Source organism: Streptomyces sp. AK02-01A (genome assembly GCF_033795305.1).
Lineage (GTDB): Bacteria > Actinomycetota > Actinomycetes > Streptomycetales > Streptomycetaceae > Streptomyces.
The window spans coordinates 70,996-97,121 of the sequence record NZ_JARBAE010000029.1; the positions used below are offsets into that span (position 1 = coordinate 70,996).

Sequence of the window (26,126 nt, forward strand, 5' to 3'; positions counted from 1 at the left end):
TCGTTTCCCGTCTCAGACGTCGTAGGTGTCCCGGAGCACCGCGTCCACCTCTGCGGTGCTGGTGAAGTCCTGGATGACCTTCACGGGCCGTCCCACGTCTCCCAGAGTCTTCGCGATCTCCCGGGAGGTGAGAAGGGCGACGGCCTCGGACGCCTTGCCCTTGGCGGAGATGGTGTCGGTCGCCTCCACCGTGACGAACTTCGACCAGCCCCAGCGGTCCAGCACCTGCTCCAGGGTGTTCTTGAGGAACAGACTGGTGCCGACGCCGTTGCCGCACACGGTGAGGATCTTGTGCATGGAGGACGCGCCCGCCACCGGCTTGGCCGGTCCGGTGTTACTCGCGACCGCCGGAGCGGGAGTCGCCTCGTTGTCACCGGCGAGGATGGCGCGCAGCGCCTCGGGAGTGGGCGCCGCCGCCAGAGCGGCCGCGGTGCCGGGATCGCCCAGAAGGCGCGCCAGGCTCGCCATCGCCGAGGTGTGTGCGCCGGAATCCTCGGCGGCGAGAGCGACGACCAGTTCCACCGGGTCGTTGGACTCGTGCCCGAACTCGACCGGCTCCGCCAGCCGCACCCAGGACATGCCGGTCCTGAGCACCGCCGGGGACGGACGGGAGTGTGCGAACGCCAAGCCGGGGGCTATGACGATGTACGGACCGTTCTCCTCGACGTTGGCGATCATCTCGGCGGTGTAGTCATCGGTGGTGACACCTGTCGCCACCATGAGGTCGCCCGCGATCCTGATCGCCGCGCGCCAGTCGGCCGCTCGGACATCGAGTCGCACGGCCTCGGCGGGGAGAAGGTCGGTTAGTTCTCGCATGTACAAAATCCTTACACACGTCTGGACAGGTCTTAAGATCCGCGTATACCTGATCCGCGTCCATGACGAGCCACTGGGCCGCCTCAGGGTGAATAAACGCGACAATAACGGCGATTAAGGTCGCGGTGATGTGGACGGCCTTGAGTTCTTTATCACTCCTCGGTGCTGTACGGGCCCGGCCCGACCAGCACGTCCGCCCTTGATGGTTGTCGCGGCGAGGAGACGGCGCCCGGCCTGCCCGGTCGATCGTCGCGGACACCTCGGGCTGAGAGGTCACGCCTGGCACGGCACCGCGCGGGACGACCTCTCAGCCCGAGGTGTCCGCCGGCGGCGCAGGCAGGCCCAGGGCCACCTTGCTGCTGCTCAGTCCCTCCCAGGTGTGCACGTCCCAGCCGGTGAGCTGCTGCCAGCGGTCGAGACGGTATTTCACGGTGTTGGCGTGCAGATGCATGACCCGGCTCGCCGCCGTCAGCGAGAATCCGTTGTCGGCGAAGGTGTGCACGGCCGAGGCCAGGTCCGGATGGTCCGCCGCGACTTCCCGGCCGCGCTTGAGCAGCGGGATCAGCCGGCCGCCGCGGGGCACCAGGGTGGCGAGCATCCACTGGTGTTCGAACGCCACGGTTCCACCCAGCTCGCCGGCGAGGTCCAGAGCTTCCTCGGCGTCGACGAGACTGGCCGCCGCGCCGTCCGTGCCAGGCCGCCGGAGGCCGATGCCGACGGGCGTGCCGGGGTTGGCCTCGGCCATCGCCGCCACCAGCGCGCCGGCGGACAGTCCCTGCGTCATGACCGTCATCGAGGACCCGTGGCCGACGCAGCGAACCACTCCCGGGCCGCCCGCGAACCGCCTTCGCATTGCGATGAGTTGGTCGTCCGTCCAGGCGGACGCCGGAGCGCACACGGCTTGGAACTCACCCGTGGGATCGAATGCGAGCGCCCGTGCCAGATGTGCCACCTCGCCTCGCGCGGACGGAGGCGCGTACAACGCGTTGAGGAATCGGTAGGCCAGTCCCAACTGAGCGGCGTCCTCGGCCCGTACGGCGTCGCCGAACGCCTGGACGGCGGCGCTGCTCGCCTCCTGCACCCAGCTCCATACGGGGCCGACGAGGCACACCAGACGGCCGCTCGACCGCGCGTCGCCGTCGTTCGCCCGCGACAGCAGTACGTTCCACATCTCCCGGTAGCCGACGTGGTACGCGCTGATCAGTGCCTGGGCCGGCAGTCCTTCGCCGGCGCGGCGCTGCCCCAGCGCCTTGGCCCGCTCGTGCTCCTCACGCGACGGCCCGCGCCGCGACGCGAGCCCGGTCAGCAGTCCGCGGTACTGCTCGGCGATGCCGATTTCATGGGCGACCCTGGGCACGACCGCGTACTCCGGGACCTCTCGTCTGATGACGTCCGCGATGCCTGGCACAAGACCCGGCAGATCGGCCGCCACGGCGGCGCACAGCTCGGCGATCGGCTGCCAGTCCGCGCTCTCGACGGGCCCGTCGGAGCGGTCGACCGGTTCGGTTTCACTGTGGAGTGCGGGCGGTTTCGCCATCGCAGATCCCTTTACCGTGGAGTTCCCGTAAATGGTACCCGGCCGGTCCGGAGCCGCGGTGTGACGCGCGGCTTTCGATGCCCGTCGTGGACAGCCGCTGCTGTGGAAAACACGAAATCGAGCGCCTCCGAATCTCGGATCCGGCCCTGGTTCGGCGCCCCGGGTCGGGACCACGCTGGAAAGGACACGTCCGAATCACCACGAGGACCGTCCATGACCATTGACCAGGCTCATCCTTCTCCCGCCTCCGGTGTTCCGCGCCCGGCCGTTCTCTCTCCCGGTGTCTCCGGTCCAGGATCTGACACGACAACCGTGGTGGATTACCTCCTCGACCGCCTGGCGGAACTGGGCGTCGGCCATCTCTTCGGCGTTCCCGGCGATTACAACCTCGCCATGCTGGACAGTGTGGTGGACCATCCCCGGATCGACTGGGTCGGGACCGCCAACGAACTCGGCGCCGCGTACGCCGCCGACGGCTACGCACGCGTACGCGGTTTCGGCGCGCTGCTCACCACGTACGGCGTCGGCGAACTCAGTGCCATCAATGGCGTCGCCGGCAGCTTCGCCGAACGCGTCGCCCTCGTACACATCGCCGTGGGACCCTCACGGCGGGCGGAACGGGCCCGCGCCGCCGTCCACCACACCGCGGGCGACGGCGACTTCGACCGGTTCGCGCGAGCCCATGAACAGGTCTCGTGCGCGCATACGGTCCTGAGTCCGGACAACGCCCCGGCGGAGATCGACCGTGTCCTGCACACCGCGGTGCGGGAGCGGCGGCCCGGCTACCTCCGCCTTCCCGGCGATGTCGCCACGACGGCCGTACGGGCGGCCTCCGCGCCGCTCGTCATCGAGCCGCCTCCTGTCGACGCGGCGAATCTGGCCGCGTTCACCTCGGCCGCTCGCGGCCTGCTGGCGGACGCCGGTACGGTCGCCGTTCTCGCGGACTCGCTCGTGGACCGCTACGGCGCGCGCGGGCACCTCGCCGGCCTGGTGGCGACCGGGCCGCTGCCACACGCCACCTTGTCCACGGGAAAGAGCATTCTCGACGAGACCGGTCCCGGCTTCCTCGGCCTGTACTCGGGAGTCCTGGGCGACCCTCGCACGCGTAAGGCCATCGACGGCGCGGACCTGCTCATCCGCGCCGGAGTGCAACTGGCCGACACGACCAGTGGCGGGTTCAGCCACGGCTTCGACGAGAAGGCCGGTATCGATCTGCGTCCCGCGGACGCGGTGATCGAGGGGAGGGTGTTCGAGAACGTGCCGATAACGGCCGCTCTCACCGCCCTCACCGAGCTCTCGCGTGCGCGGTCCGCTCCGCCCATGGCCGTGGACGAGCAGGACTTCGACCAGCGGGACTTCAGCGGTCCGCCGGTGGACCGCGACGGGCCGTTGACCCAGGACTACCTGTGGAACAAGGTCGCCGGCGCTCTTACCGGCGGCGAGACGGTGCTGGCCGAACAAGGCACCTCGTTCTTCGGGATGTGCACTCAGCGGCTTCCGCACGGGACACGGTTCATCGGCCAGCCGATGTGGGGATCGATCGGTTACACACTGCCCGCGTTGCTCGGCTCACAACTGGCCGACACGGACCGGCGGGGCGTCCTGCTGATCGGCGACGGCTCCGCCCAGATGACCATTCAGGAACTGGGCACGATCGCCCGCCACGGTCTGCATCCGGTCATCGTGCTGGTCAACAATGACGGCTACACCGTGGAGCGGGCCATCCACGGGGCCCGCCAGGAATACAACGACATCGCGACCTGGCACTGGTCCGCTGTGCCGGGAGCGCTCGGCGCGGACGACGCCGTGGTCCTGGCCGCGCGCACCCCGGCCGAACTGGACATGGCACTGGCGACGGCGGCCGATCGCACTGACCGGCTGGTATTCATTGAGGCCCGCACCGGCATCGACGATGTTCCGGCGCTCCTCGGCAAGATCGCCGAGAGGGTTCTCGACCACGGCGAGGGCTGATTCCGCGCTGTCCCGGAATCGAGGTGGATGCCGGTGGTCGCCGGCATGGCTCCTGCCGCGACTTCCGGATAAGACTTCCGGATGCGACTTCCGGATGCGGCGGAGCATGTGCTGGGTGACGGTAGATGAGGAGAATGCACTCAATCCTCCGGGGAGAGTCATGATCGTCAAAATGCTTCACACCAAAGGGCTCCGCAGCGAGCACATGTACACCGCGGCCTTCGCCTCCATCGGCCTCACCGTTGTGTCCTGGGCGGGCTCCTTGAAATACGAGCCGATCGGTGGCGTGGACCGCGCCGACCGCTGGGGAATCTTCGTGGGCGAGTGGGCACCGACCTTCTTCGCGCTCGGGCTGGCCCTGGCACAGTACGAGCGGTCGGACGCGGAGCAGCAGGCGCGGCGCGACCAGGTGCCGTCCGATCTCTCCACCCTCTGACCCGGTCCGGCACACCGGAGGCCCTCACCTCGCGCGGGTGGGGGCCTCCGGCGTGCCGGACAGACGCGGACCGGCACAGCACACCGATGGTCGGCGTTCGGATGGTCAGCGTTCGGATCCCGGCTCCGGGAACGAGGTGCTCTCGGCGAGGCGTTCCATGGCCACGAGTCCGACATCGTCCTCCAGATGTCCGTTGACATGGTCGAGCAGATCCTTGATGAGGCGCTGCAGGAGCTGATCCGGATCGCGCCACCGCAGGGACGCGAACCGGTCGGGCGCCGGATAGAAGGCACCGGTCGCGTCGCGGGCCTCCAGAAGGCCGTCGGTGTGCAGCAGCAGTGTGTCTCCCGAGTCGAACGCGAAGGTGTCGACGCGGTACTCCTCACCTGCTCCCGCCAGGCCGAGTGGAGGCGCCGGCTGCGGCGAGCGCAGGGCCAGCGCGTGGCCGTCACGTGATCGCAGCGGCGGCGGGTGGCCACAACTGATCAGGCGGACCACGGGAGGATCGTCGGGGATCTCCAGGACGAGGGCGGTGATGAAATGCTCGCCGCTGTCCCGGTCGGTTTCGCCGACCGCTCTCAGATGCCTGCGGACGCTGCCTTCGAGCGAGGCCACCAGCTCGGACAGCGCGGCGTCGCGATGGGCGGCTTCGCGGAAGGCGCCGAGCACCGCGGCCGCGTCGTCAACGGCGGCCAGGCCCTTGCCTCGGACATCGCCGATGATGAGCCGGACCGCCCCTTTGACCCGCTCGGCCGCGTACAGATCACCGCCGATCTGGGCCTGCGCCGCGGCGGACCGGTACATGGAGGCGATCCGCAGCGAGCCCATCCGGCGGGGCAGCGGCCGTAGCACCGCGCGCTGCGCCACGTCCGACACCGTTCTCACCTGGACGAGCGCCTGGGAATCCAGATCTCGCAGACGCCAGAACACGACCACAAGACCACAGACCACCAGCAGGTCGAGCACATGGATCGGCAGGATCGGCGAGTCCAGCAAGCCGTCATAGATATCGAGTGTGGCGGCGGCCACACAGGCGAGCATCGTGAGACCCACGGTGAACCGAGGACCCACGAGCCCGGCTGTGAGAGCGGGGACGGCGACCAGCAGAGACGCCAGATGTATGGACATCGGGAGAAGGAAACCCGCCACCGCCACCGCGCACAGCACTGCCAGTGGCATTACCTTCGGTGCGTACCACAACAAGCGACGGCGGGCAGGCCCCCGGACGCCCAGTCCACTCAGCGCGGAATCTCCGGAGCGGCCTCGTGCGGTAGCCGGTATCGCACGGTCTCTCAAAGCGGCACCTCTCGCAACGGGAAGCACTGCGGCAGAGCAGTGTTTAGTCGTCGTTTATACCGATTCGTCCAACGGTACGTCGTGAGATGCCCTCCTCGCACCGATGTAACCGATGTCACCGTGCGGGGCGCCGCCTCAGGCATCACTCGGACGCCACCGGCTGCCCGGCGGCCATGGGGCCCACGAGCTCGCGGGCACCGCTGTCCGCGCCGGTTTGACAGGGTTCCGAGGAGTGCGACGCTTGTGGCAGACGGGATGTTCTCCGGCAGGAGGGATCCCGTGCCGGGACGAGTTTTCCCGGGGCGGCGGTCAGGAGGCACCGAGCATGATCAGCTTCGAAACCGTGTCCCTTGCTGACGCGCGCAAGGTGATCGACGCCGGGGAGAAGCGGGCCCAGGAGATCGCGCAACCGTGCAATATCGCCGTGGTGGACCACGGTGGCAATCTGGTGGCCCACATCCGGATGGACGAAGCCTGGATCGGCAGCATCGACGTGGCGATCAGCAAGGCCTTCACCGCACGCGCCCTGAATGTCAGCACCAGGGAACTCGCGGTGAACGCCGCGACCGGAGGACCGGTCTTCGGGATCAACACCTCCAACCAGGGCCGCATTGTGATCTTCCCTGGCGGCATCCCACTGCTGCGGAACGGCAAAGTGGTTGGCGCTGTCGGTGTCAGCGGAGGCACCGTCGAGGAGGACCAGAGCGTCGCCGAAGCGGCGGTCGCGGCTTTTGAGGCCGACGCCGGGAGCTGAATACGAGGGTCCGGACCGGTCCGCGCGGGAACCTCCGCCCATCCGGCGACGCCGGTCAGCGGATCCGGGCAGTCCCACCGGGACCGGTCAGAAGCTCGAAGTGCCACATCTCGTTGGCGTACGCCCGGCACAGGCCGTAGGCCGAACCGTGCCGGATGAGCCAGTCGTCGGCATGGGCCTCGATGTCCAGGGCCTTGCCGCTCCCCTGCGTCGACCGCTCATCACACGACCGGTCGACCTGGCCGACACCGGCGTCAGCCGGACGGTGCTCGCCTCCATCACCCGACAGCGGTGGCCGACACACCTGGCCAATTGGTCCAGACCTATTGACCCCGGATAGGCGGCGGATTACCGTTCGGCGGACCAGCTCCGTACCTCTCCAAGCCCCCACAGCACCGGAGTTGACGCCCGGCCATGCCAGGCGTCAAGAAGGGACCACGACATGATCGGTCGGGTACTACGTCTGCTCGGAGCCGGCCTGGCGATGGCTTGTGTCGCACAGATCCCTGCCGCCGCGGCGCCGGCCGCACCACGGGCCGAGACCTGCGCGGTCAAGTCGAAGCCGGCCGGCAAGGTGCTCCAGGGATACTGGGAGAACTGGGACGGCGCGGCGAACGGCGTCCATCCGCCGCTCGGCTGGATCCCGATCACCGACAGCCGTATCCAGGCGCACGGCTACAACGTGATCAACGCGGCGTTTCCCGTCATCCGCTCGGACGGAACCGTCCTGTGGGAGGACGGCATGGACACCACGGTGAAGGTCGCGACTCCCGCCGAGATGTGCCAGGCCAAGCAGAACGGCCTCACACTCCTGATGTCGATCGGCGGTGCCACCGCCGGTATCGACCTCAACTCCACGGCTGTCGCGGACCGTTTTGTCGCGACGGTCGTACCGATCCTCAAGAAGTACAACTTCGACGGCATCGACATCGACATCGAGACCGGACTGATCGGCAGTGGCAGCATCAGCACTCCGTCCGTCTCGCAGGCCAACCTCATCCGCATCATCGACGGCGTACTCGCCCAGATGCCCGCCAACTTCGGCCTCACGATGGCACCGGAGACCGCGTACGTCACCGGCGGCAGTGTGGCCTACGGCTCGATCTGGGGCGCGTATCTGCCCGTCATCAAGAAGTACGCGGACAACGGGCGCCTGTGGTGGCTGAACATGCAGTACTACAACGGCAGCATGTACGGCTGCTCGGGCGACTCGTACTCCGCGGGCACGGTCGCGGGTTTCACCGCTCAGACGGACTGCCTCAACAGGGGTCTGGTCGTCCAGGGCACCACCATCAGGGTCCCTTACGACAAGCAGGTCCCCGGCCTTCCGGCCCAATCAGGCGCGGGCGGCGGCTATATGGCGCCGAACCTCGTGTCGGGTGCCTGGAACACGTACAACAACGGCCTGAAGGGCCTGATGACCTGGTCGATCAACTGGGACGGCGCCAAGAACTGGACGTTCGGTGACAATGTGAAGGCGCTGCAAGGCCGCTGAAACGGCCTGCTCCTCGCTGCCGTCGGTGAGTTCGACCGCGGTCCCGGCAAGGAGCACTAAGTAGGGGACGCGCTTCCGTACAACGGTGTCCGTGATCCACGGGTCTGACTGGATGAGATGCAGAGGCATCCACGAAGAAACTGGGGGAAAGACATGCGGAAATCACGTCGTGCGGCGGCGGTGGCGGCCTTGGCCACACTCGCCGCTGCGAGCACTGCCACTGCCATGGCCCAGCCCGCCGCCGCCGCACCGGCAGCCGTGTCGGCTCAGGCCGCGTACAACGGCGCCTGTGGGAGCGGGTACACGGTGGTGAACTCGGCTGACATCGGCAAGCAGGGCACCGTGTATCTGACCTACAACTCGCGCAACGGTCAGAACTGTGTGGTGACGATCCGCAAGACCAGCGGATCGCCGGTGTACATGTTCGCCTATGTGGGAGTGCCCGCGACCGGCGAAGGACAGTACGACGGGGACTACTACTACTCGTACGCGGGACCGGTGTACGCCTACGGGCGGGGCCTGTGTGTCGACTGGGCCGGCGGCATCTCCAACCAGGAGACCTGGACCTACGGTTCGAACTGCGGCGCGCTCTCCGCGACCCGTGTGACGAAGAACGGTGACACGACGGCCCGCTCAAAGGTCGCCGAGCCCTCCGCGTCGCGCACGGGCGTCGCACACTGACACACTGATCCGCCGCACGGCCTCTTCGTGCGCCGGACGGCCGCCGTCGGTGACGTACCACCGGCGGCGGCCTCGGTGTTCACCGCGTCAGATTGCCAAGGATACCCCTCCCCGGTATATTCGCGAGTCGAGGCAATACCCCCTGGCCGTATACAGCAGGCGGGTGTCCGCGATACCGGCCAGGTCCGGGGCCGCGGCGCACCACGCCGCGGGACGAGGGAGACGTACGTGGTGAGGGTCGAAGGATTCGCCGCAGCCGGATACGACGAGGTGCGCCAGGTATTCCAGCGGCTGCTGGACGACGGCCAGGAGACGGGAGCGGGACTTTCTGTCTGGCGGTCCGGCCGGGAGGTCGTCCGGCTGAGCGCGGGTTGGACCGACGCCGCACGGCGCCGTCCCTGGCGCGGCGACACACTGGTCCAGTCCTACTCGATGTCTAAGCCGTTCGCCGCGCTCGCCGCTCTGGTGGCGGTCCGCGACGGCGCGCTGGCACTGGACGAACCGGTCGCCGCCCACTGGCGCGAGTACGGCGTCCGGGGCAAGGAACTCACCACACTGCGTCACATACTCACGCATCAGGCGGGCCAGCCCCGCTTCCCGGCCGAGGCCGGCCGCCTTGACCTGCTGGATAACGCCGGGCTGCGGGCGAGCCTCGCCGAGGCGGCGCCGGAGTATGTCCCCGGGACGGGCCTCGGGGAACACGCGCTCACCTACGGCCATCTCATCGACGGCCTCCTCCGCGCGGGCGCCGGGACCACGCTGGGAGAGATGTTCAACGACGTCGTGCGGCCCGCGCTGGACCTGGATGCCTGGTTCGGCCTCCCGGCGAACGCTCTGCGACGCGTCGCCGACCTGGAGTACGCCGAGCGGGACTGGCCGAGCCGGCTTTCCGCGGCGCCATGGCTGGAGATCCCGGCCGGCGTCCTGGACATCGAGCGGATGAACTCCCGGGTCTGGCGGCAGGCCGTCTTCGGAGCGGTCAATCTGCACACGACCGCGAGCGCCATGGCAGGCTTCTTCGCCGTCCTCAACAGCCCGGACGGTCCGGTGCGCCGACTGCTGGGTCCTGAGCTGCACACCGAGTTCCTCGCCTCCCAAGTCACCGGCCATGACGAGGTGTTCGGTACCAGGCTCACCTGGACGCTGGGTTTCGTACGCGACCGAAGCAAGATCGCCAAGGGCGGGATCGGCGGCTCGGCCGCCTGGTGGTCGCTCAGACACCACCATGCCTGCGCCTATCTGACACGTCGGCTGGCGGACCACTCCCGTGCCGCCGAGATAGCGACCGCCCTGGGCGACGACCTGAGTGTGGTGGGCGAAGACTGAAGAAGTCCTCCCGTGAGCGCCGGTCCAAGATTACCTAATCTTCCCTATCACTCCTTGCGGAAGGTCGTTTGAGGTAACATGCGGACGTATGGAGAACGCTGAACGCGAGCTGTACTCGGTCGGTGAGGTTGCCGAGCGACTGGGACTGCATGTGCGGACGGTCCGGAACTATGTCCGCGACGGCCGGCTCAAGGCGGTCCGGATCGGCAAGCAGTACCGGATCAGCCGGGAGGACTTCGAGGCACTGACCGGCTCGACGGCCCCAGAGGCCGCCCCGGCGACCACCGTCCCGCGCGGACACGTGGAGGTGTCGAGCATCGTGCAGATCGACGCGATCGGCCCGGACGCGGCAAGCCGGTTGAGCACCCTCGTCATGGCCAGTGCCCAGTCCGGACGGGACACGCCGGATCCACTGCGTATCCAGACGGTCTACGACAAGGAGCGAGCCCGGATGAAAATCGTGATCCTCGGCAATGCCGCAGCCACCGGCGATGTGCTGCACCTGGTCGACGGCGCGCTCGGACCGGAAAACAACATGTTCGCGTCCCACCGTGAGCAGGCGGTGCGCCATGCCTGATCTCCTCGTGGAACACCACGGCGTACCGGTGCTCGTCTGCGACGCGAGCGGCCCGCCGATCGCCACCGAGCAGGACGCGCTCGACCATTTGATCGGTGCGGCCTTCCAGCACGCGGAGGTCGTCGCGATCCCGGCGGCCCGGCTCGACAACAGCTTCTTCGACCTCAGCACCGGTCTCGCCGGAGCGATTCTGCAGAAGTTCGTGAACTACCGGCTTCATCTGGTGGTCGTCGGAGACATCTCGCACCACCTACGGGCCGGCACGGCTCTGCGCGATCTCGTCCGCGAATCGAACCGGGGCCGGCACGTGTGGTTCGTGGCCGACCTCGAAGACCTCGCCGCCCGCCTTCAGCAGCCGAGGACAGGAGCCGGAGCCGGCTGAGACCCCGTTCTCCCCGGAAGCGAACTCACACCGCCCGAACTCATGACCGGTCACACAGTCCACGAATTGCAAAAATCTGCAATTACATACATTCTTAGTTGGCTGTGCCCGCAGGTAGCCGCGGGCACAGCCCTCCGCGTTTCCCGGCGGCTGAGTGATCAGAAGGGTGGACGGACATGCTGGTCCCGCTGTACCAGGCCGAAGCCGAGTTCTTCCGCGTGCTCGGACAACCGGTGCGCATACGCGTACTGGAACTGGTGCGGAGCGGGCCGATGCCCGTGCGGGAGCCGCTCGCGGCCCGGCGTACCCACACCGCGGTACGGACCGGGCGGACGGAGCTGTTGGAGCTGCGCGACGGCGAGGTTCCCGCACGGTGAACGCGCTGCTGCTCGCGTTGGCCGGCCGGGGCCGTGCCCTGCTGCCCGCCCGCGCCGACTTCGCCGTCATGGCCCGCGATCCCCGCCGGGACCTGCTCGCCGGACTGACCGTCGCGATCGTGGCCCTGCCTCTGGCCCTGGGGTTCGGTGTGTCCTCCGGCCTCGGCGCCGAGGCCGGACTGGCCACCGCCGTGGTCGCGGGGACGCTGGCGGCTCTCTTCGGCGGCTCGAACCTCCAGGTGTCCGGGCCGACCGGCGCGATGTCGGTGGTCCTGGTGCCGATCGTCGCCGAGTACGGGCCCGGCGGCGTACTGACCGTCGGCCTGATGGCAGGCGTTCTGCTGATCGCGCTGGCCCTGCTGCGTGCCGGCCAGTACATGCGCTATGTGCCCGCACCGGTGGTGGAGGGCTTCACTCTCGGGATCGCCTGTGTGATCGGCCTCCAGCAGATGCCCAACGCCCTCGGAGTGGCGAAGCCCGACGGCGAGAGAGTCGTGGTCGTCGCCTGGCGGGCCGTGGCGGAGTTCTTCGCGCAGCCGAACTGGACCGCGATCGGGCTCTCCGCCGGTGTGGCGGCGGTCATGCTGCTAGGAGCCCGTTGGCGGCCGGCGATCCCGTTCTCGATCGTCGCGGTCGTCGCGGCCACACTCGCCGCGCAGGTCTTCCACCTGGACGCGGCGGCCCCGATCGGCGATCTGCCGTCCGGGCTCCCGGCGCCCTCCCTCGCTTTCCTCGACCTGTCCGCGCTGGGCCCGCTGATCGCTCCGGCGGTCGCGGTGGCCGCGCTGGCCGCGCTGGAGTCGCTCCTGTCGGCGACGGTCGCGGATGGCATGACGGTGAGTCAGAAACACGACCCGGACAAGGAGTTGTTCGGACAGGGCATCGCCAACCTGGCCGCTCCGCTGTTCGGCGGTGTCCCGGCCACAGCGGCGATCGCCCGTACCGCGGTCAATGTCCGCACCGGCGCCTCCTCCCGCCTCGCGGCCCTCACCCATGCCGCCGTTCTCGCCGTGATCGTGTTCGCCGCCGCTCCGCTCGTCTCGAAGATCCCTCTCGCAGCGCTCGCCGGTGTCCTGCTGGCGACCGCGATCCGCATGGTCGAGGTCGGCTCCCTGCGTGCGATGGCCAGGGCCACCCGGTCCGACGCCGTCGTCCTCGTGCTGACCGCCGTCGCGACGCTCGCTCTCGACCTCGTCTACGCCGTGATCATCGGCCTCGTCGTGGCCCATGCCCTCGCTCTGCGCGCCGTGGCCTCGCAAGCCGGCCTGGACCAGGTCGACTTCCGCCCGGATCTGCCCGGCGAGCACAGCGACGAGGAGCACGCGCTGCTGGCCGAGCACATCGTGGCGTACCGGATCGACGGACCGCTGTTCTTCGCCGACGCCCACCGCTTCCTCCTCGTGCTCTCCGAGGTGTCCGACGTGCGCGTGGTCATCCTGCGCATGTCGAGGGTCACCACCATGGACGCGACCGGAGCCCTCGTACTGAAGGACGCGGTGGAGAAACTGAACCGGCGCGGCATCGCCGTGATGACCTCCGGTATCCGCCCGGCACAGCGCCAGGCCCTGGACTCCGTCGGCGCCCTTGAACTCCTCCAGCACGAGGGCCGGGAGTACACCACCACTCCGGAAGCCATCGCCGGAGCCCGCAAGTACCTGGAACAGGCCGGACTGCTGCCCGTCCGGCACCAACCCCACCACATCCGGAAGGCACCGCGATGACCGCTCCAGCCCGCGCCGGTACCGACACCGACGAGGCCGCGCACCACGAGCGCGCCCGGCCCGGCCTGATCGGGTTCCGCCGAGCCCGCGCCGTCCCGGGAGCGAGCCGGTGACAACGACGCAGCGGGAGAGGCTGCCGTACCGGCACGTCCTCACCGTGCCCGCCGTGGGCTCGGCCGTGCGCATCGCCCGTGAGACCACCGAGCTGGTCCTGATCGAATGCGGAGTGGGCCTGCGCCATCCGAGCATCGGTCCGGCGCTGCTGATCCTGGCCGAGCTGGTCACCAACAGCGTCCAGCACGCCGCCTCACTCACTCCGGCGATCACGGTCACCTACGCGCACGGGCCCGGCGTCCTCGCGTTCGCCGTCCACGACCGCCATCCGTACCAGCCGCCCTTGTACGAAGCCCTCGCCGGCGCTCCCGGCAGCGGACTGGCCACCGTGGTCGAAATGACCATGGAACTCGGCGGCACCGCCGTCGTTCGCGGCGACGCGGACGGCCGCGGCAAAAGCATCTGGATCACTCTCCCCCTGTGAAGCCGAGGACACGACCATGACAATTGAGTGGCGCTACACCACCTACGACGGCCTGGGGGTCCTCTCCCTGGCCGGATACCTGGGCGCGGACGCGACCGCCCGCTTCACCGGAGCGATCGGCTGGGCCGAGGCGCGCGGCACGGGCCCGGTCGTCCTCGATCTCACCGACCTGCTGGGCTGGTCGGCCGGCGGACAGCTCGCCGTGGCTCAGGCCGCACGGCGGCTCGCCGCTCTCGGACGAAGCCTTGAGCTGGCCGCGATCCCCGCTGACGGCTCTCTCGTCCCGGACGCCGGCGGACCCGACGTGCCCGTCCACTGCGATCTTCCCGCCGCGCTGGCGGCCCACCGGCCCGGCGGAGCAGTGGCCGCCACCAGCCGCGGCGAGACGGCGGCCACGGAGTGGCATACCGACGACTGACCCGAAGAGGGCCCGGCTCTCGGCCGGCCCACAGGACGGCCTTCGCACGAAGCCGGTCGTCCCAATCCGGACCACGATGGCCCGGAAGTTGCAAGAATCTGCAATTGTGGAGGTCACAGATGGTGGACGGGGGCATACAGGGCCCCTCGGCGAGAAGCATTGGGTGGACAGAGTGCCAGGTACACGCGCGGGCAAAGCGGCCGGGATGCCAGGCGACCCGGCCGACGCCGGGAACACCCAGGTGAGCGAGCCGCTGTATCAGTTGAAGGCCGAGTTCTTCAAAAACCTCGGCCATCCGGTCCGCATCCGCGTCCTGGAACTGCTCAGCCAGCGCGAGCACGCGGTCGCCGAGATGCTGCCCGAGGTCGGCGTCGAAGCCGCCAGCCTCTCCCAGCAGCTCGCGGTCCTGCGCCGGGCCAACCTCGTTGTCACCCGCCGCGAAGGCTCCACCGTCTATTACCGGCTCACCAGCCCGCGGATCGCCGAACTGCTGAGCGTCGCCCGCGGCATCCTCTCCGGCGTCCTCGAAGGCCAGGCCGAACTCCTGGCCGACCTGCGAGCCACCGGCCCACGGTAGAGACGGCCCTCATGATCGGTGCCGGCTCGCGCGGTACGGGTTCACCGCGCTTCCGACACCGGAAACGACCGCTCTCTTCCGCCTGGCCACCGGACGGAGCCACCGCCGCGCCCGCCTCCCAGGTCACGGCTGCGGTTCCGCCCTCCCGGCACCGGCGGACTCGTAGCCGCCGTCCGGACGGACATACGGACGGACGCGGACCTTCACGCCATGGCGGCCCGCCCGCTCCAGGACATCGCGGACCTCGCGGGCGTCCCCCACATATGTGACGGACTCGCTGCCGGCGTCCAGATAGGTGATCTCGTACATCCGGGCCTCCTGTCTGTCGCCGCCGGTCACCTCAGCGAACCCGGCCACACCGCAACCCCCACCCACATCCAGAACTAGCAAATTGCATAACTCTGCAAGTCTATGTCGCGGTGAGACCCGTACGGCTCACAGTCAGCGGATCCGCCGCACCCGCTGGCTGGAAAGTTCGTACCGGGCTCCGACCACGGCCAGTTTCCTCGCCGCGACCTTGGCGGCCAGCACCGGCTCCGCCGCCAGACGCGACCGCACCAGCCGCACGTTCGCGGTGACCGCCGCGTCGACGCGCGCGTCTCTCCGGAGCCCGCGGTCGATGGCCGGGCGGATCTGATCACCGAGATACCGCATGTGGCCAGTGAGCTCCGCTCCGCCTTCCTCCTCGTGGACAGCCGCCGCGACGGCCCCGCACGACTGATGTCCCAGGACCACAAGCAACGGAATACCTAATTCCAGCACGCCGTACATGACGCTGCCCAGAATCGCCTCGTCCAGGACCTCACCCGCCGAACGCACCGTCAGCAGATCACCGAGCCCCTGGTCGAAGATCAGCTCCGGAGGGACCCGGGAGTCGACGCAGCCCAGGACGACAGCGAACGGATGCTGACCTCCGACCAGCGTCTGCCGATCCGTCCGGGCCTGGTCGGGATGTCGCTCGTGAAAGGTCCGCCAGCGCCGGTTCCCCGCCGCCAGCTCCCGCAGCGCGGCCTCCGGCGTCGCGGGCCGTACGTGCGCCACGGCGCGACGGGTGGCGATGGAGACCTCACCAGAACCGAACGCGAGTCCGGCGGTCACGGCGACCGCACCGGTCAGGGCAAGGCGAAGGAACCGGCGCCGCCCCGAGGCCCGGCCACTCCCATGGCGTTGAGCATCGATAGTCACGCCGCACCAAGCTAGGCGCACCGGCCTCCGCGACGGCCGACGGCGGAACCGGCTTGGCCCGACCTTGGGAGAATCTTGGACGAAAGCACATGTCCAGACCGGCGGGCAGCCCGCCACCGGTCCTCGGCTTCGGTCGCGGCGACAAGCGCCGGGACGCCACGAGCGCTGGCGCGAAAGGGCCGGCTCAGATGTCCAGCGCCGCCGGGTCCCGGTCCAGGTGACGCACATAGCGCGTTCCCGGACGGCCGCTGAGCAGGGTCTCGCCGGTCGGTACGAACCCGGTCCGCGCCAGGACCGTGCGCGAGCCCTCGTTGTCGAGCGTGGTCGCGGCCCTCAGCGTGCTGAGACCGTACCGATCCGAGGCGAGTGCGCAGGTCCGGTGCACGGCCCGGGTAGCCAGACCCTGGCGGGCGGCCTTCTCGGCGATCCGGTAGCCGAGTACGGCGGAACGGTTCGCCACGTCGACGAGGTTGATCCTCCCGAGCACCGCGCCGTCGCTGTCCACCAGCACATGGAAGAAGTGCAGCCCGGCGCCCTGTTCGGCGAGCAACTCGGCGTGCCGGGCGTCGAAGCCCGTGAAGTAGTCGTCGCCGCGGTCCGGAATGGACGCGGAGAAGTAGGCCCGGTTCTCCCGCTCGAACGCGAGCAGAGCGGGAGCGTGATCGGGGCGCAGGAGTTCAAGCGCGGGTTCGGACACGGGAGAACGGTACGCGCACGCGCCGGTCGCCGCCTCTCGATTCCGCCGGCCGCAAGCTCCGGGCGGCGCGACGCGCAGATCTTGAGCGATACGGAAGGGGACAGGTGAACCTGGCGACGATCCGTTCATACGATCAGGGGATTTTTAGCGACTCCAGCCGCGTGATCCCGGCCGTGTCTCTGTTAATGGCCGCAAGAGGTGGGGCGGCATGTGCCCTGCCTGGGCCGCCGAGTGCAGGAGCGCGCACGTGCCATACGGTATCGATCTCACCGCCTTCCCTTGTCTGGACGCTGACCTGGACCGAGTTCGCGATCTTCTCGGCCCCGTACGGATCCCGGGCCGGCCGGAACTGGCGGCACTGACCGGCGACCAGCCGGGCACATCACGCCGCCTGGTCCGTCCCACCCTGGCCCTGCTGTCGTACTACGTGCTCACCGATCCCACCGAGCCGGCCGACGACCGGGCGGTGCGTGCCGCCGCGGCCGTCGAACTGGTGCATCTGGGCTCCCTCTACCACGACGACGTCATCGACCACTCCTACGAGCGCCGTGGCCGGGCCAGCGCCAACGCGGTGTGGGGCGCACCGCTCGCCGTGCTGGCAGGAGACTGCGTCACGGCCTCCGGCCTTCGCATGCTGGCCGAACTGGGCCGGCGGGAAGCCCTCGCGGGAGCCGGCACATGCGAGCTGATGTGCGCGGCCATGGTGACCGAGACCGCCGACCGCCATGTGGCCTCCCGCAGCGAGCAGTCCTACCTGGACACGATCGACGGCAAAACGGCAGGGCTGCTGTCGCTGGCGTGCCGGGTCGGCGCGATCCAGGCCGCCCGGGGCCAGGAGCAGGAGGACGCACTGGCCCGGTTCGGCCAGTACCTCGGGCTCGCCTACCAGTTGCGCGACGACATCCTGGACCTGACCTCGACCGCCGAGCAGATGGGCAAGCCCGTCAACGCGGACCTGCCGCAGGGTGTTTACTCCCTTCCCGTCATCCGGGCGGCAGCCCAGGACGCCGGCCTGCGCCGCCTGCTGCGTGACGGGATGACGCAGGAGGAGGCGACACACGTCCGCGAACTGGTCGTCGCCAGCGGTGTCATGGACGAAGCACAGGCCGTGGTCGACGGCCTGGTGGAGCAGGCCGCGGAGCAACTCACCGCGCTGGCCTGCTCATCGCATGTCCGCCGGGCGATGATCGCCTACGCCCGGGCCGTACTCGACCAGCACACGCCCGGCCCGGCAGTCCCCCGGCAGCGCGGCGAGAGCTCCTCCCTGGATCGCCGGGAAGCGTCCCCGCGCCGGACCATGCACTGGGTCAGGAGCTGGTTTCTGGACTCCGGCCTCGCCGCTGACCCGGCCGAGCTCGACCACCACCGGCTGGCCGACGTGTTCCACTTCCGGGCCGACGCCCTGCCGCGGACGGATCCGGACCGGGCCGAGACCGCCGTCGGCCTCCTTGCGATGGGCGCGCTGTGGGACGACCTCTTTGAGGACCCGCGGCTGACGGATCCGCGAGCCGTCACCGCGCTCAGGCGCGCCCTGGTGGCGACGCTGCGCCAGGACCAGCCGGGCCCGCGAGGCGCGATCCCGACGGCGTGGGCGCGGCTGTGGCCGCGGCTGCGCGAGGGCCGGACCGCCGACTGGCAGGAACGGTTCCTGGACAGCTTCGAAAAGTGGTGTGAAGCCAGCGAGCGCGAGGCGCACCACCGCATCAGCGGCTATGTTCCCTCCACGGCCGACTGTCCGGAACTGCGGATGGCGACCAGCGGACGCGATATCGCCTTGGCCTTCTATGAGGTGTGGAAGGACCGGGAGATCCCGCCGAAGGTGCGCAGGCATCCGGTGGCCCGTCGCCTGGAGGAACTCGTCTTCTCGGTGGCCCTCATCGAAAACGACCTGGCCACACCGGAGCAGGACGAGGCCGACCAGGTGCCCTACAACCTGATCAGGTCGGTCCGCCACGAGACCGGATGCACTCACCAGGAAGCCGTCGCACAGGTGGAGCGCCACCTGGCGCGGCAGCGCGCCCAGCTCGACGCCGTGACCGCCCACGCGCCCGCCATCCTGCGCACGCTTCCCGGCCTGTCCAGCCACGGGAAGGACATCGCGTCGATCTACGAGAACCTGATGAGCCAGCTTTCGCTCTTTCGCGGACTCGACCGCAATCAGGTGACCGCCGCTTCACCAGGGCCGGACCTGGAGCGCCTGCGCCGTGAAGTCTGCTCACCGGCAGCCCCGGCCCGCTCCATCCTGTAGGCACCGGAAAACGGCGGTGTCCCGCACGGCCCGGCGGCCGTGCGGGACACCGCCTCAGTATTCGGCCGCCTGCCTGGACTGCTCGGGTACGCGGCGCCCAGGCATCCATTGATGGAGCCGCGCACCGCCGCGTAGGGCCGACCGGGTGCGTCGGCGGAAGGCGAGCAGACCGACCAGGGCACTCGCGGCGAACCAGGCCAACTGCACGGCGAAGTATCCCAGGGGTGTGCCGGCGGAGAAGCTGGCGGCGACACTGGCCTGCATCGCACCGTAGGAAGGCAGCCACCGCACGATGCCGTCGTTCGCGCCGCTGCTGGCGACGGGGTTTTGCAGGGCGAGGTCGACGACGCTGATCATCACGATGGCGAACATGCCCTCCACCTCCCGGCGCAGCAACGTACCGAGCGCGACACCCAGCGCGCCGTATGTCGTCGCGGCGCAGAACAGCGCCACGGCGAGCAGCGCCGGCTGCCGGGGCGACCACTGGAAGCAGATGACGACGGTGGCGTACACGGCGACCACCGCCGAACTCAGGCCCAGGCAGGCGACCTTCGCCAGACCCAGCGGGACGCGGTGATACCCGGCCATGGACAGCCGCCGGTCGAAGGCCCCGCTGCTGAAGGTGGCTGCGAACATCATGAAGCCGACAATCAGCGTGACCGCGTTCAGGGCGCCGGTGATCTGAGTGAGCTGGTTCCCGTTGGCGACCAGGTCGCCTCCGGTCGCCTGCAGCCGGAACCGCACCGGATCATCAGAGATCGCCAGGCGGACCAGGGAGACCCACGCGGGAATGAAAAGGGCCACCAGCAGCATGGCGAACCGGTTGCGCGCATGCTCGATCAGGCCGTAGCGCGTGGCAATGACAAACAACCGCATGACGCCCCTCAACGGATCTTCTCCTGCGTGTCGCACGGGACGCCGTCCCGCAGTCGCGATGACCGGTCGAGCCGGTCCGCGTCGTATCCCATGCCCCGCCACACTGTCCCGCCACCACAGAAGTGTTGGACGCCGTCCCTCCGCACAACCGCTCCCTCCCGCCCCAACGCCGCTCACTCCTTCAACGAACCGGCCACCGCGAGGAAACGCCACACCATGGCACCGGCCCACGGCTCGAACAGCCATTCCTGCTCAGGCGGGTGGGCCCACACCACGGACGTCGGGCCGGCACTTCTGAAAGCCGGATCTCACGTTTGCCGGGTCCGGTTCGTCTACGGAATGTGATCAGGCACCGTTTCGAGCAGATCGTGACCGACTACGGACCGACGGTCCTGCGAGTCGTCCGGTTCCGGACAGCCACCGGCCGATCCGCCGCGCCTCCGTGGGCCATGCCTTCTCGGCCATGCGCAGCGGCCGGCCGCACCGGCCCGGGCTCGTCTTCCACGATGCCGTGCGAGAGAAAGGCAAAGGCGCCGGTGCACCGATGGGTGTGAGAACGTACATCCTCCTCGCCGCCGACGGGCGCGCCTATGAGAGCACCGAGCCAGGTGCGTTCGGCGGGCACCGGCGCGGCCGGATCTATGGCCGCCTCGACTGCCCGGCGGCACTTCGCGCCATTGAGCGAGGCGGCTATGTCGTCCACCGGGTGTTCTTCGCCGACGAAGCCACCGCGCTGGCCGCCGGCTATCGGCCCTGCGGAGTCTGTCTGCGGGAGAGATACCGGTCATGGAAGTCGGGCGTCTCGCCGAACTCGCTCCGAACGCAAGGACAAGGACGATGAACAAGACGTCGGTGGCATCAGCATGCGGCTGGTCGCCGCTGATCACCCACGCGATCCCCAGTCTCCCTCCGGGAACACTGACCGAAAAGGAGGAACAGGCCGTCATGGAGCTGCTCGACGCCATGAGACCACGGCCCGTCTCGGTCACCATCGGCACCTCCCGCGATACCGAATCCATCCGCAACGCCCACCGACTGGCCGCGACGTGGCAGACGCGCGGCGGGACGGTATTCGACATCCTCGACTTGCCGGAGCACGCCGCGTCCTGGCTGCGGCAGGCCCGGCGCTTCACCCGAGAGACACCGGATGCCTGGATCATCACAGGCCGGCTCCCGGGATGGGTACAGATGGGCCGGCGTCTCGCCCTGTCCACCGAATGGGACCCGGCACGCACGGTCGCCACCGCTTCCCTCGCCCACGACGGCCTGATCATTCACGGCGGCATCGGCACCTTCGACCATCTCCGCGGAGCCCACCGCGACGGCCGCACCTGGGAGATCATCCGCACGCTGCGCATTGACCGCCCACACACCGAACACACCGAACACACCGAACACACCGCGGAAGAGAGCACATGACGCTTCCGCCGCCCTCCCCCTCGAATGGATACGTAAAGCAGAATGTGCGCCGCGCTCCCTGAGACTCCGCCTCCGACGGACACATCTGCCGGCGGGGCGGTGATGTGCGAAGACGGACTGTCCCGTCCGCCGTGGGCGGCCGTGGATCCGCTGCTACGCGCCTACTACGACATCGAATGGGGCATGCCCGTACGCACGGAACAGGGTCTGTACGAGCGAATCAGTCTGGAAGCCTTCCAGGCTGGACTGTCGTGGGCCACGATCCTGCGCAAACGTCCCGCGTTCCGCGAGGCGTTCGACAACTTCAGCCCCGACAAGGTCGCCGCCTACACCGACGCGGACACCGAACGTCTGCTGAACAACGCCGGCATCGTGCGCAACAGACAGAAAATCCATGCCACCGTCACGAATGCCCGCGCCACTCTCTCCCTGCGCGACGAGGGCGGCCTGAGCGCGCTTGTCTGGTCCCATCAACCGGCCGACACACCCAGACCCCGCACCTTCGACGACATTCCCACCCGCTCCGCCGAATCACTCGCCCTGTCCAAGACACTGCGCGGCAAAGGCTTCGTGTTCGTCGGGCCCACCACCATGTACGCGCTGATGGAAGCCATCGGCATGATCGATACGCATCTCCTGGACAGCCATCGCCGCGGTACCTCCGGCATCTGGCCCGCGGCATGACGCCCGCCACGAACACCGTCACTGTCCGGCCGCACCATCATCCCGAGAAAACGCCGGCCGGCCTTCTCACGTTGTGGATGGGTGTGGCGTCTACGTGGTGAAGGTCCCGCAGGGGCCTTGGAACAAGCACAAGCCACACACGCACGAAGGAGCACATCATGTCAGTGGAGGAGAACAAGGCCGTTGTCGGACGCTGGTTCACCGAGTTCTGGGGCCCGGACTTCAACCCGGCCGTCATCGACGAACTCGCCGCACCCGACATCCGCTTCGAGTACTCGCTGCACGCGCCCTGCCGCGGCCGTGACGAGGTATACGCCTTCGCGACCAAGTTCCGCGCGGCCTTCCCCGACCTCGCCTTCTCCGGCACCGCGGACCTCATCGCCGAGGGCGACTACGTCGTGGGTCAGTGGGTGGGCGGTGGCACGCAGACCGGCGATGCCTTCGACGACATGCCCATCGGCTCGCTGCCCGCGGGCACCGGCAAGAAGATGCACTTCACCGGAACCACCATCCTCAAGGTCGAGAACGGCCTGATCACCGAGGAGGTCGGCCTCGACGACGGTGTCACCGTCCTCCAGCAGCTCGGCCTCATCACCAAAGCCTGACCGGACCACGCGACCGCGCGGCAGAGGCTGGTGACCTCCACCGCGTAGTCCTCTCCCTCAGCCGGCCATGGCGCCACCACAGCGCCATGGCCGGCTGTTCCTTGTGGCTGTACAACCGGTTGTACGGCCACACAACAGTCGGGGCGTGTGGCCGCCGAGGAGCTTCGACTCCGGGGTCGTCGCGGACGTCCCGCGGCGGCAGCGAAAGCCGGCCGATTCTTCTGAGGTGCGGACCTCACGTTCGGTCCCGCCGGCTCGTTTACCAGGTGTGACCAAGCCACCATTCCAACAGATCGTGACCGACTACGGCCCCATGGTGCTGCGCGTCGTCCGGGCCGTTCTCGGCCCGGACGACGCGGACGACGCCTGGTCCGAGACGTTCCTCGCGGCCATGAGGGCATATCCGGACCTGCCGGACGACGCGAATGTCGAAGCGTGGCTGGTGACGGTCGCTCATCGCAAGGCCATCGACGTCACGCGGGCCAACGCTCGCCGTCCCGATCCCGTCGAGGTGCTGCCCGAGCGTCCGAGCCGCATCGGCCAACCGCAGAACTGGGACGGGGATCTGTGGCGGGCCCTGAAGGAACTCCCAGAGCGGCAGCGACAGTCAGTGGCGTACCACTATCTGGCGGGCCTGCCTTACAAAGAGATCGCCGCACTGACCGGCGGCAGCACCGACGCGGCCCGCCGGGCCGCGGCCGACGGAATCAAGGCACTACGCGGCACATATCCAAGGGACAGGGACACGGACGAGATGGGAGTGACCGGAAGGTGATGAACGCATCTGCCTCTGACGACGGGCGTCTGTTCGCAGGACTGCCCCGGGACGACACCGAGGCCATGGCGCGACTGCACGCGGTTTTGGCGTCACAGGCGCGGCAGGAAGGGATCCTCGACATCGCGTACCGCACGATGGACACACCAGTCGGCTCCCTCCTCCTGGCGGCCACCGAGCAGGGTCTTGTCAGAATCGCCTACGCGGTGCAGAACCATGCGGCGGTACTGCAACAACTGGCTGATTCCATCAGCCCGCGCATCCTGCGGGCGCCCGCACGACTCGACGACGCCACCCGGCAGATCGACGAGTACTTCGCCGGACAGCGCGAGCAGTTCGACCTCGCACTGGACTGGCGCCTGTCGAAGGGTTTCCGTCGCGATGTTCTGAGCCACCTGGCGCAAATCGGCTACGGAAGCACCCAGAGCTACGCCCAGGTCGCCCTTGCCTCCGGCAGCCCGCGGGCAGTCCGCGCCGTGGGCACCGCATGCGCGACCAACCCTCTGCCGGTCGTGGTGCCCTGCCACCGGGTGGTGCGCTCCGACGGCACGGCGGGCCAGTACGTCGGCGGCAAGGATGCCAAGCACATCCTTCTCACTCTGGAGACGGCGGCATGACGCCCACAGGGACGCCGCAAAGGAACGGCGCGAAGGTCTTCACGGACCGGCCGTACAGCGTCGACAGCGCACCGGCCGGATCACGACGTACGCATGGCGGTGGCTTCCGGGGCGCACATCCCGCGCTGGGCGAGTACGTCTACGCTCCGCCCTCGCCGGTCGCGCGGTCTGCTTCAGCAGGACCATCCACGGTGTGAAGGCTCACGCCGTGCGGCAGTCCGAACAGTTCTGCGACACCCACCGGCAACACCGGGACATCACCAACCCACCCGCCGCACACTTTGCCCGCGCCGATCTCCGATCTGGGGCAGAGAGGTTTTCGCGCAGCACCGGATTGGTGCGGCACGATGGGGCGAGATGACAAAGTTCAGCGACATGACCGAACGCGAGTACTTCGCCAACGTCGCGAAACGGCCCGGGATGTACGTCCAACCTCCCTCTCTGTCGGGGCTGGAAGCGTTCCTTGAGGGCTACGCGCAGCATGCCTACCGCCATGGCGGACCCGGCCTCGACGGCTGGAGAGACTGGTTGTTGGGCCGCCTCGGCCACCAGAGCAGTTTCGTCTGGCAGGGCCTGGTCCGACAGATCGCACTGCCGGAGGCCGACGGAGAGTTCTGGAGCCTCACGCCGGAAGAAGAGGCGCACGTAGTTCACGTCCTCTTCCAACTGCTCGACCAGTTCCTCGCCGAGCAGGAGGCCAACGCTGAGCAGGAGGCCAACGCCGAGCGGGAGGTCAAGCACGTCGCAGGTGACAAATAGCTGGCCGGCCTGGGCGACGGCCGCGCCGTCTCACGACACCCGAGCGTCCCTGTCGCCCAGACCGCCGGCCGTCGCCGAGTCGGTTGGCCACTTCCGGTGGCATGGGAGAGGCCCGGGTGGGCGGGTCGATCCGGGTTCGCTGTGCACCGGGCGCCGGTGTACGCCGGTGCGAAGGGGGCCTGTCTCCCGGATGCACTGACCGGAGCTGATCGTTTGCGCTCGCTGGTTTGCTTTTCATGGCACAGCGGGCCCGCCGATGACCAAGATTAGCTTTCGGAAACATTCGGCAACCGCAATCGTCCCATTAACGGACAGTAGCGATGGAGTGCGCACGAGTGAGCGGGTAGCGTCGCGGGCACGAGCCAGCTCCCGTACGGCGCCAACCATAGATTTGGAGCCGGCTCGTCCATCCGCAAACTATCGATCGAGGAGGGCTCAGTGCCTCCTGACCACATGCCCGGCTCACCACCCGCTAAGGGCCGGCCGGAGTGTTCCGAAACTAGCATCCCTCGGAACAGGGCTGCCAAAACGCGGGAGCCGCGTGACAATCAGGTCAACAACCAGGTAGGACCGTTCTTAGCGATGTCATTCCTCGGCATCCTGGCGGTGTTCCGCCCGGACGCCGAGGAGGCCGTCCTCGCGGTGGCAAGTGCCGCGGCCCTCGGTATATGCCGCTCACATCTGCGCTACCGGCGGATTCGCTCGACCTGACAGCTCGTCAGGTGCCGGGCCATGGAACGCCGGTGGCCCGGCACCGCTCGAACCGGTCCGTCTTCCCGGCGTGCAGCGGGGGATGAAACCGGTTCCGCAGGCCGGAAAATTGCGGTTTTCCGCGCCGGATTCCCGGAAGCAATCCCTGAAAAGGAACCAGATCGCATGACCCCGAAGGGCCAGGACGGCCTTGAGTGCTTGGGCCCCGGCTGCTCCAACACCGTTGAGCAGAAACGCGGGTCGGGCCGGCGTCGCCGCTACTGCTGTGACAACTGCGGCGCACGCTACCGAAACAGCTCCCGCCCCGCGTCGGCCGACAGCGACGCCTATGCCGTTCAGATAGCCAAGGACTACGCGCAGCTCACTCAGCGGCTGGAACAGATAGTGCGCGACGGCCGCCCGGATGCCGCGCTCCAGCTCCTGACGGAATGCGGGCGGGACTGGCTGGACCTGCGAGCCGCCCTGGTCCAGCAGGCCCGTCAACAAAAAATGAAGGCGGCGGACATCGCGGCCGCGCTCCACATCAGCAAGGACACGCTGAGCCGGACGATCACCGCCGAGCACATAGCAGGACGCCGCGAGCGGCGCGCACCACGCCTTCCCGACGCGGCACCGGCCGGCCGGCCCCTCCCCCATCAGCGCCACCCC

29 protein-coding genes and 1 pseudogene are annotated in these 26,126 nt (G+C 68.7%); 22 read left to right on the top strand and 8 right to left on the bottom strand.

All coding sequences use genetic code 11. The features are described 5' to 3' along the window. Window positions 1–12: 12 nt before the first annotated feature. Together PV679_RS24295 and PV679_RS24300 are read right to left on the bottom strand one after the other, a co-directional pair. The gene (locus PV679_RS24295; RefSeq protein WP_319682504.1) at window positions 13–816 is read right to left on the bottom strand and encodes a PTS sugar transporter subunit IIA; all 804 of its coding nucleotides are present in this window, start codon (window positions 814–816) and stop codon (window positions 13–15) included. 307 nt (window positions 817–1,123) lie between these two features. Continuing rightward, window positions 1,124–2,353 (bottom strand): helix-turn-helix domain-containing protein, encoded by a 1,230-nt coding sequence (locus PV679_RS24300; protein WP_319682505.1) that lies wholly within the window; start codon window positions 2,351–2,353, stop codon window positions 1,124–1,126. A gap of 213 nt (window positions 2,354–2,566) precedes the next feature. On the opposite strand from PV679_RS24300, the gene PV679_RS24305 reads away from it, so the two are divergent. Together PV679_RS24305 and PV679_RS24310 are read left to right on the top strand one after the other, a co-directional pair. Then, window positions 2,567–4,324: an alpha-keto acid decarboxylase family protein gene (locus PV679_RS24305; RefSeq protein ID WP_319682506.1), complete on the top strand. Its 1,758-nt coding sequence runs from the start codon at window positions 2,567–2,569 to the stop codon at window positions 4,322–4,324. Between the two features lie 160 nt (window positions 4,325–4,484). Further along, window positions 4,485–4,760, top strand: a complete 276-nt coding sequence (locus PV679_RS24310; protein ID WP_319682507.1) for a hypothetical protein — start codon at window positions 4,485–4,487, stop codon at window positions 4,758–4,760. A gap of 105 nt (window positions 4,761–4,865) precedes the next feature. On the opposite strand, the gene PV679_RS24315 is transcribed toward PV679_RS24310, so the two are convergent. Further along, window positions 4,866–5,888 carry a PP2C family protein-serine/threonine phosphatase gene (locus PV679_RS24315; RefSeq protein ID WP_319682508.1) on the bottom strand — a complete coding sequence of 341 codons (1,023 nt, stop codon included), beginning with the start codon at window positions 5,886–5,888 and terminating at the stop codon, window positions 4,866–4,868. Between the two features lie 493 nt (window positions 5,889–6,381). Here PV679_RS24315 and PV679_RS24320 point away from each other — a divergent pair, with 493 nt between their 5' ends. After that, the gene (locus PV679_RS24320) at window positions 6,382–6,810 is read left to right on the top strand and encodes a heme-binding protein (protein ID WP_319682509.1); all 429 of its coding nucleotides are present in this window, start codon (window positions 6,382–6,384) and stop codon (window positions 6,808–6,810) included. Window positions 6,811–6,865: 55 nt separating this feature from the next. Here the strand turns inward: PV679_RS24320 and PV679_RS36235 are convergent, their stop codons facing one another. Beyond that, window positions 6,866–7,114: a hypothetical protein gene (locus PV679_RS36235; RefSeq protein ID WP_416069787.1), complete on the bottom strand. Its 249-nt coding sequence runs from the start codon at window positions 7,112–7,114 to the stop codon at window positions 6,866–6,868. A 138-nt stretch (window positions 7,115–7,252) separates the two neighbouring features. Here PV679_RS36235 and PV679_RS24330 point away from each other — a divergent pair, with 138 nt between their 5' ends. The 10 genes and pseudogenes from PV679_RS24330 (at window position 7,253) to PV679_RS24375 (ending at window position 14,902) form a co-directional block, all read left to right on the top strand. Continuing rightward, on the top strand, window positions 7,253–8,305 hold the full coding sequence (locus PV679_RS24330) for a chitinase (protein WP_319682510.1): 1,053 nt from the start codon (window positions 7,253–7,255) through the stop codon (window positions 8,303–8,305). 153 nt (window positions 8,306–8,458) lie between these two features. Next, window positions 8,459–8,986, top strand: a complete 528-nt coding sequence (locus tag PV679_RS24335; RefSeq protein ID WP_416069788.1) for a spore-associated protein A — start codon at window positions 8,459–8,461, stop codon at window positions 8,984–8,986. A 231-nt stretch (window positions 8,987–9,217) separates the two neighbouring features. After that, window positions 9,218–10,312, top strand: a complete 1,095-nt coding sequence (locus PV679_RS24340; RefSeq protein WP_319682512.1) for a serine hydrolase domain-containing protein — start codon at window positions 9,218–9,220, stop codon at window positions 10,310–10,312. Window positions 10,313–10,400: 88 nt separating this feature from the next. Next, on the top strand, window positions 10,401–10,889 hold the full coding sequence (locus PV679_RS24345; RefSeq protein WP_319682513.1) for a helix-turn-helix domain-containing protein: 489 nt from the start codon (window positions 10,401–10,403) through the stop codon (window positions 10,887–10,889). Continuing rightward, complete coding sequence (locus tag PV679_RS24350; RefSeq protein WP_319682514.1) at window positions 10,882–11,271, top strand: DUF4180 domain-containing protein; 390 nt, start codon at window positions 10,882–10,884, stop codon at window positions 11,269–11,271. Before PV679_RS24345 ends, PV679_RS24350 begins: the two co-directional genes overlap by 8 nt. 176 nt (window positions 11,272–11,447) lie before the next feature. Continuing rightward, window positions 11,448–11,636: pseudogene (locus PV679_RS24355) on the top strand (transcriptional regulator); the annotation flags it as partial. 8 nt (window positions 11,637–11,644) lie between these two features. Beyond that, window positions 11,645–13,369: a SulP family inorganic anion transporter gene (locus PV679_RS24360; RefSeq protein ID WP_319682515.1), complete on the top strand. Its 1,725-nt coding sequence runs from the start codon at window positions 11,645–11,647 to the stop codon at window positions 13,367–13,369. Window positions 13,370–13,478: 109 nt separating this feature from the next. After that, complete coding sequence (locus PV679_RS24365; protein ID WP_319682516.1) at window positions 13,479–13,907, top strand: ATP-binding protein; 429 nt, start codon at window positions 13,479–13,481, stop codon at window positions 13,905–13,907. Window positions 13,908–13,923: 16 nt separating this feature from the next. Continuing rightward, window positions 13,924–14,325 carry an anti-sigma factor antagonist gene (locus PV679_RS24370; RefSeq protein ID WP_319682517.1) on the top strand — a complete coding sequence of 134 codons (402 nt, stop codon included), beginning with the start codon at window positions 13,924–13,926 and terminating at the stop codon, window positions 14,323–14,325. 241 nt (window positions 14,326–14,566) lie between these two features. Further along, a complete protein-coding gene (locus PV679_RS24375; RefSeq protein ID WP_319682531.1) occupies window positions 14,567–14,902 on the top strand; it encodes a metalloregulator ArsR/SmtB family transcription factor in 336 nt (111 codons plus the stop codon). Window positions 14,903–15,025: 123 nt separating this feature from the next. Here the strand turns inward: PV679_RS24375 and PV679_RS24380 are convergent, their stop codons facing one another. The 3 genes from PV679_RS24380 to PV679_RS24390 all read right to left on the bottom strand — a co-directional run bounded on the left by PV679_RS24380 (window position 15,026) and on the right by PV679_RS24390 (window position 16,784). Further along, entirely contained in the window at window positions 15,026–15,259 is a 234-nt protein-coding gene (locus PV679_RS24380) for a hypothetical protein (RefSeq protein ID WP_319682518.1), read from the bottom strand. A gap of 84 nt (window positions 15,260–15,343) precedes the next feature. Next, window positions 15,344–16,087 (bottom strand): carbonic anhydrase, encoded by a 744-nt coding sequence (locus PV679_RS24385; RefSeq protein WP_319682519.1) that lies wholly within the window; start codon window positions 16,085–16,087, stop codon window positions 15,344–15,346. Between the two features lie 184 nt (window positions 16,088–16,271). Beyond that, window positions 16,272–16,784, bottom strand: coding sequence for a GNAT family N-acetyltransferase (locus PV679_RS24390; protein ID WP_319682520.1), 513 nt, complete (start codon window positions 16,782–16,784; stop codon window positions 16,272–16,274). A 247-nt stretch (window positions 16,785–17,031) separates the two neighbouring features. Here PV679_RS24390 and PV679_RS24395 point away from each other — a divergent pair, with 247 nt between their 5' ends. Continuing rightward, window positions 17,032–19,032: a polyprenyl synthetase family protein gene (locus tag PV679_RS24395; protein WP_319682521.1), complete on the top strand. Its 2,001-nt coding sequence runs from the start codon at window positions 17,032–17,034 to the stop codon at window positions 19,030–19,032. Window positions 19,033–19,086: 54 nt separating this feature from the next. Here PV679_RS24395 and PV679_RS24400 read toward each other — a convergent pair whose 3' ends face one another. Further along, window positions 19,087–19,908 carry an ABC transporter permease gene (locus PV679_RS24400; RefSeq protein ID WP_319682522.1) on the bottom strand — a complete coding sequence of 274 codons (822 nt, stop codon included), beginning with the start codon at window positions 19,906–19,908 and terminating at the stop codon, window positions 19,087–19,089. Between the two features lie 544 nt (window positions 19,909–20,452). Here PV679_RS24400 and PV679_RS24405 point away from each other — a divergent pair. The 8 genes from PV679_RS24405 to PV679_RS24440 form a co-directional block, all read left to right on the top strand. Next, on the top strand, window positions 20,453–20,749 hold the full coding sequence (locus PV679_RS24405) for an Ada metal-binding domain-containing protein (RefSeq protein ID WP_319682523.1): 297 nt from the start codon (window positions 20,453–20,455) through the stop codon (window positions 20,747–20,749). Next, entirely contained in the window at window positions 20,746–21,327 is a 582-nt protein-coding gene (locus tag PV679_RS24410; protein ID WP_319682524.1) for a hypothetical protein, read from the top strand. Before PV679_RS24405 ends, PV679_RS24410 begins: the two co-directional genes overlap by 4 nt. A 102-nt stretch (window positions 21,328–21,429) precedes the next feature. Continuing rightward, window positions 21,430–22,011: a DNA-3-methyladenine glycosylase I gene (locus PV679_RS24415; protein WP_319682525.1), complete on the top strand. Its 582-nt coding sequence runs from the start codon at window positions 21,430–21,432 to the stop codon at window positions 22,009–22,011. Between the two features lie 158 nt (window positions 22,012–22,169). Beyond that, the gene (locus tag PV679_RS24420) at window positions 22,170–22,616 is read left to right on the top strand and encodes an ester cyclase (protein ID WP_319682526.1); all 447 of its coding nucleotides are present in this window, start codon (window positions 22,170–22,172) and stop codon (window positions 22,614–22,616) included. Window positions 22,617–22,884: 268 nt separating this feature from the next. Further along, window positions 22,885–23,391 carry a sigma-70 family RNA polymerase sigma factor gene (locus PV679_RS24425; protein ID WP_319682527.1) on the top strand — a complete coding sequence of 169 codons (507 nt, stop codon included), beginning with the start codon at window positions 22,885–22,887 and terminating at the stop codon, window positions 23,389–23,391. Then, window positions 23,391–24,008, top strand: a complete 618-nt coding sequence (locus PV679_RS24430; RefSeq protein ID WP_319682528.1) for a methylated-DNA--[protein]-cysteine S-methyltransferase — start codon at window positions 23,391–23,393, stop codon at window positions 24,006–24,008. The genes PV679_RS24425 and PV679_RS24430 overlap by 1 nt, the downstream gene beginning before the upstream one ends. Before the next feature lie 357 nt (window positions 24,009–24,365). Then, window positions 24,366–24,767, top strand: a complete 402-nt coding sequence (locus tag PV679_RS24435) for a hypothetical protein (protein WP_319682529.1) — start codon at window positions 24,366–24,368, stop codon at window positions 24,765–24,767. 876 nt (window positions 24,768–25,643) lie between these two features. Continuing rightward, a partial coding sequence (locus PV679_RS24440; RefSeq protein WP_319682530.1) for a hypothetical protein occupies window positions 25,644–26,126 on the top strand: 483 nt, incomplete at its 3' end.

Bases quoted from the DNA above. Each gene is read 5' to 3' on its own strand.
- PV679_RS24435 (WP_319682529.1), top strand. From the start codon at position 24,366: ATGACAAAGTTCAGCGACATGACCGAACGCGAGTACTTCGCCAACGTC.
- PV679_RS24430 (WP_319682528.1), top strand. From the start codon at position 23,391: ATGAACGCATCTGCCTCTGACGACGGGCGTCTGTTCGCAGGACTGCCC.
- PV679_RS24370 (WP_319682517.1), top strand. From the start codon at position 13,924: ATGACAATTGAGTGGCGCTACACCACCTACGACGGCCTGGGGGTCCTC.
- PV679_RS24315 (WP_319682508.1), bottom strand. From the start codon at position 5,888: ATGTCCATACATCTGGCGTCTCTGCTGGTCGCCGTCCCCGCTCTCACA.
- PV679_RS24320 (WP_319682509.1), top strand. From the start codon at position 6,382: ATGATCAGCTTCGAAACCGTGTCCCTTGCTGACGCGCGCAAGGTGATC.
- PV679_RS24330 (WP_319682510.1), top strand. From the start codon at position 7,253: ATGATCGGTCGGGTACTACGTCTGCTCGGAGCCGGCCTGGCGATGGCT.
- PV679_RS24300 (WP_319682505.1), bottom strand. From the start codon at position 2,353: ATGGCGAAACCGCCCGCACTCCACAGTGAAACCGAACCGGTCGACCGC.
- PV679_RS24410 (WP_319682524.1), top strand. From the start codon at position 20,746: ATGAACAAGACGTCGGTGGCATCAGCATGCGGCTGGTCGCCGCTGATC.
- PV679_RS24400 (WP_319682522.1), bottom strand. From the start codon at position 19,908: ATGCGGTTGTTTGTCATTGCCACGCGCTACGGCCTGATCGAGCATGCG.
- PV679_RS24405 (WP_319682523.1), top strand. From the start codon at position 20,453: ATGGGTGTGAGAACGTACATCCTCCTCGCCGCCGACGGGCGCGCCTAT.
- PV679_RS24335 (WP_416069788.1), top strand. From the start codon at position 8,459: ATGCGGAAATCACGTCGTGCGGCGGCGGTGGCGGCCTTGGCCACACTC.
- PV679_RS24420 (WP_319682526.1), top strand. From the start codon at position 22,170: ATGTCAGTGGAGGAGAACAAGGCCGTTGTCGGACGCTGGTTCACCGAG.
- PV679_RS24345 (WP_319682513.1), top strand. From the start codon at position 10,401: ATGGAGAACGCTGAACGCGAGCTGTACTCGGTCGGTGAGGTTGCCGAG.
- PV679_RS24415 (WP_319682525.1), top strand. From the start codon at position 21,430: ATGTGCGAAGACGGACTGTCCCGTCCGCCGTGGGCGGCCGTGGATCCG.
- PV679_RS24295 (WP_319682504.1), bottom strand. From the start codon at position 816: ATGCGAGAACTAACCGACCTTCTCCCCGCCGAGGCCGTGCGACTCGAT.
- PV679_RS24350 (WP_319682514.1), top strand. From the start codon at position 10,882: ATGCCTGATCTCCTCGTGGAACACCACGGCGTACCGGTGCTCGTCTGC.
- PV679_RS24310 (WP_319682507.1), top strand. From the start codon at position 4,485: ATGATCGTCAAAATGCTTCACACCAAAGGGCTCCGCAGCGAGCACATG.
- PV679_RS24305 (WP_319682506.1), top strand. From the start codon at position 2,567: ATGACCATTGACCAGGCTCATCCTTCTCCCGCCTCCGGTGTTCCGCGC.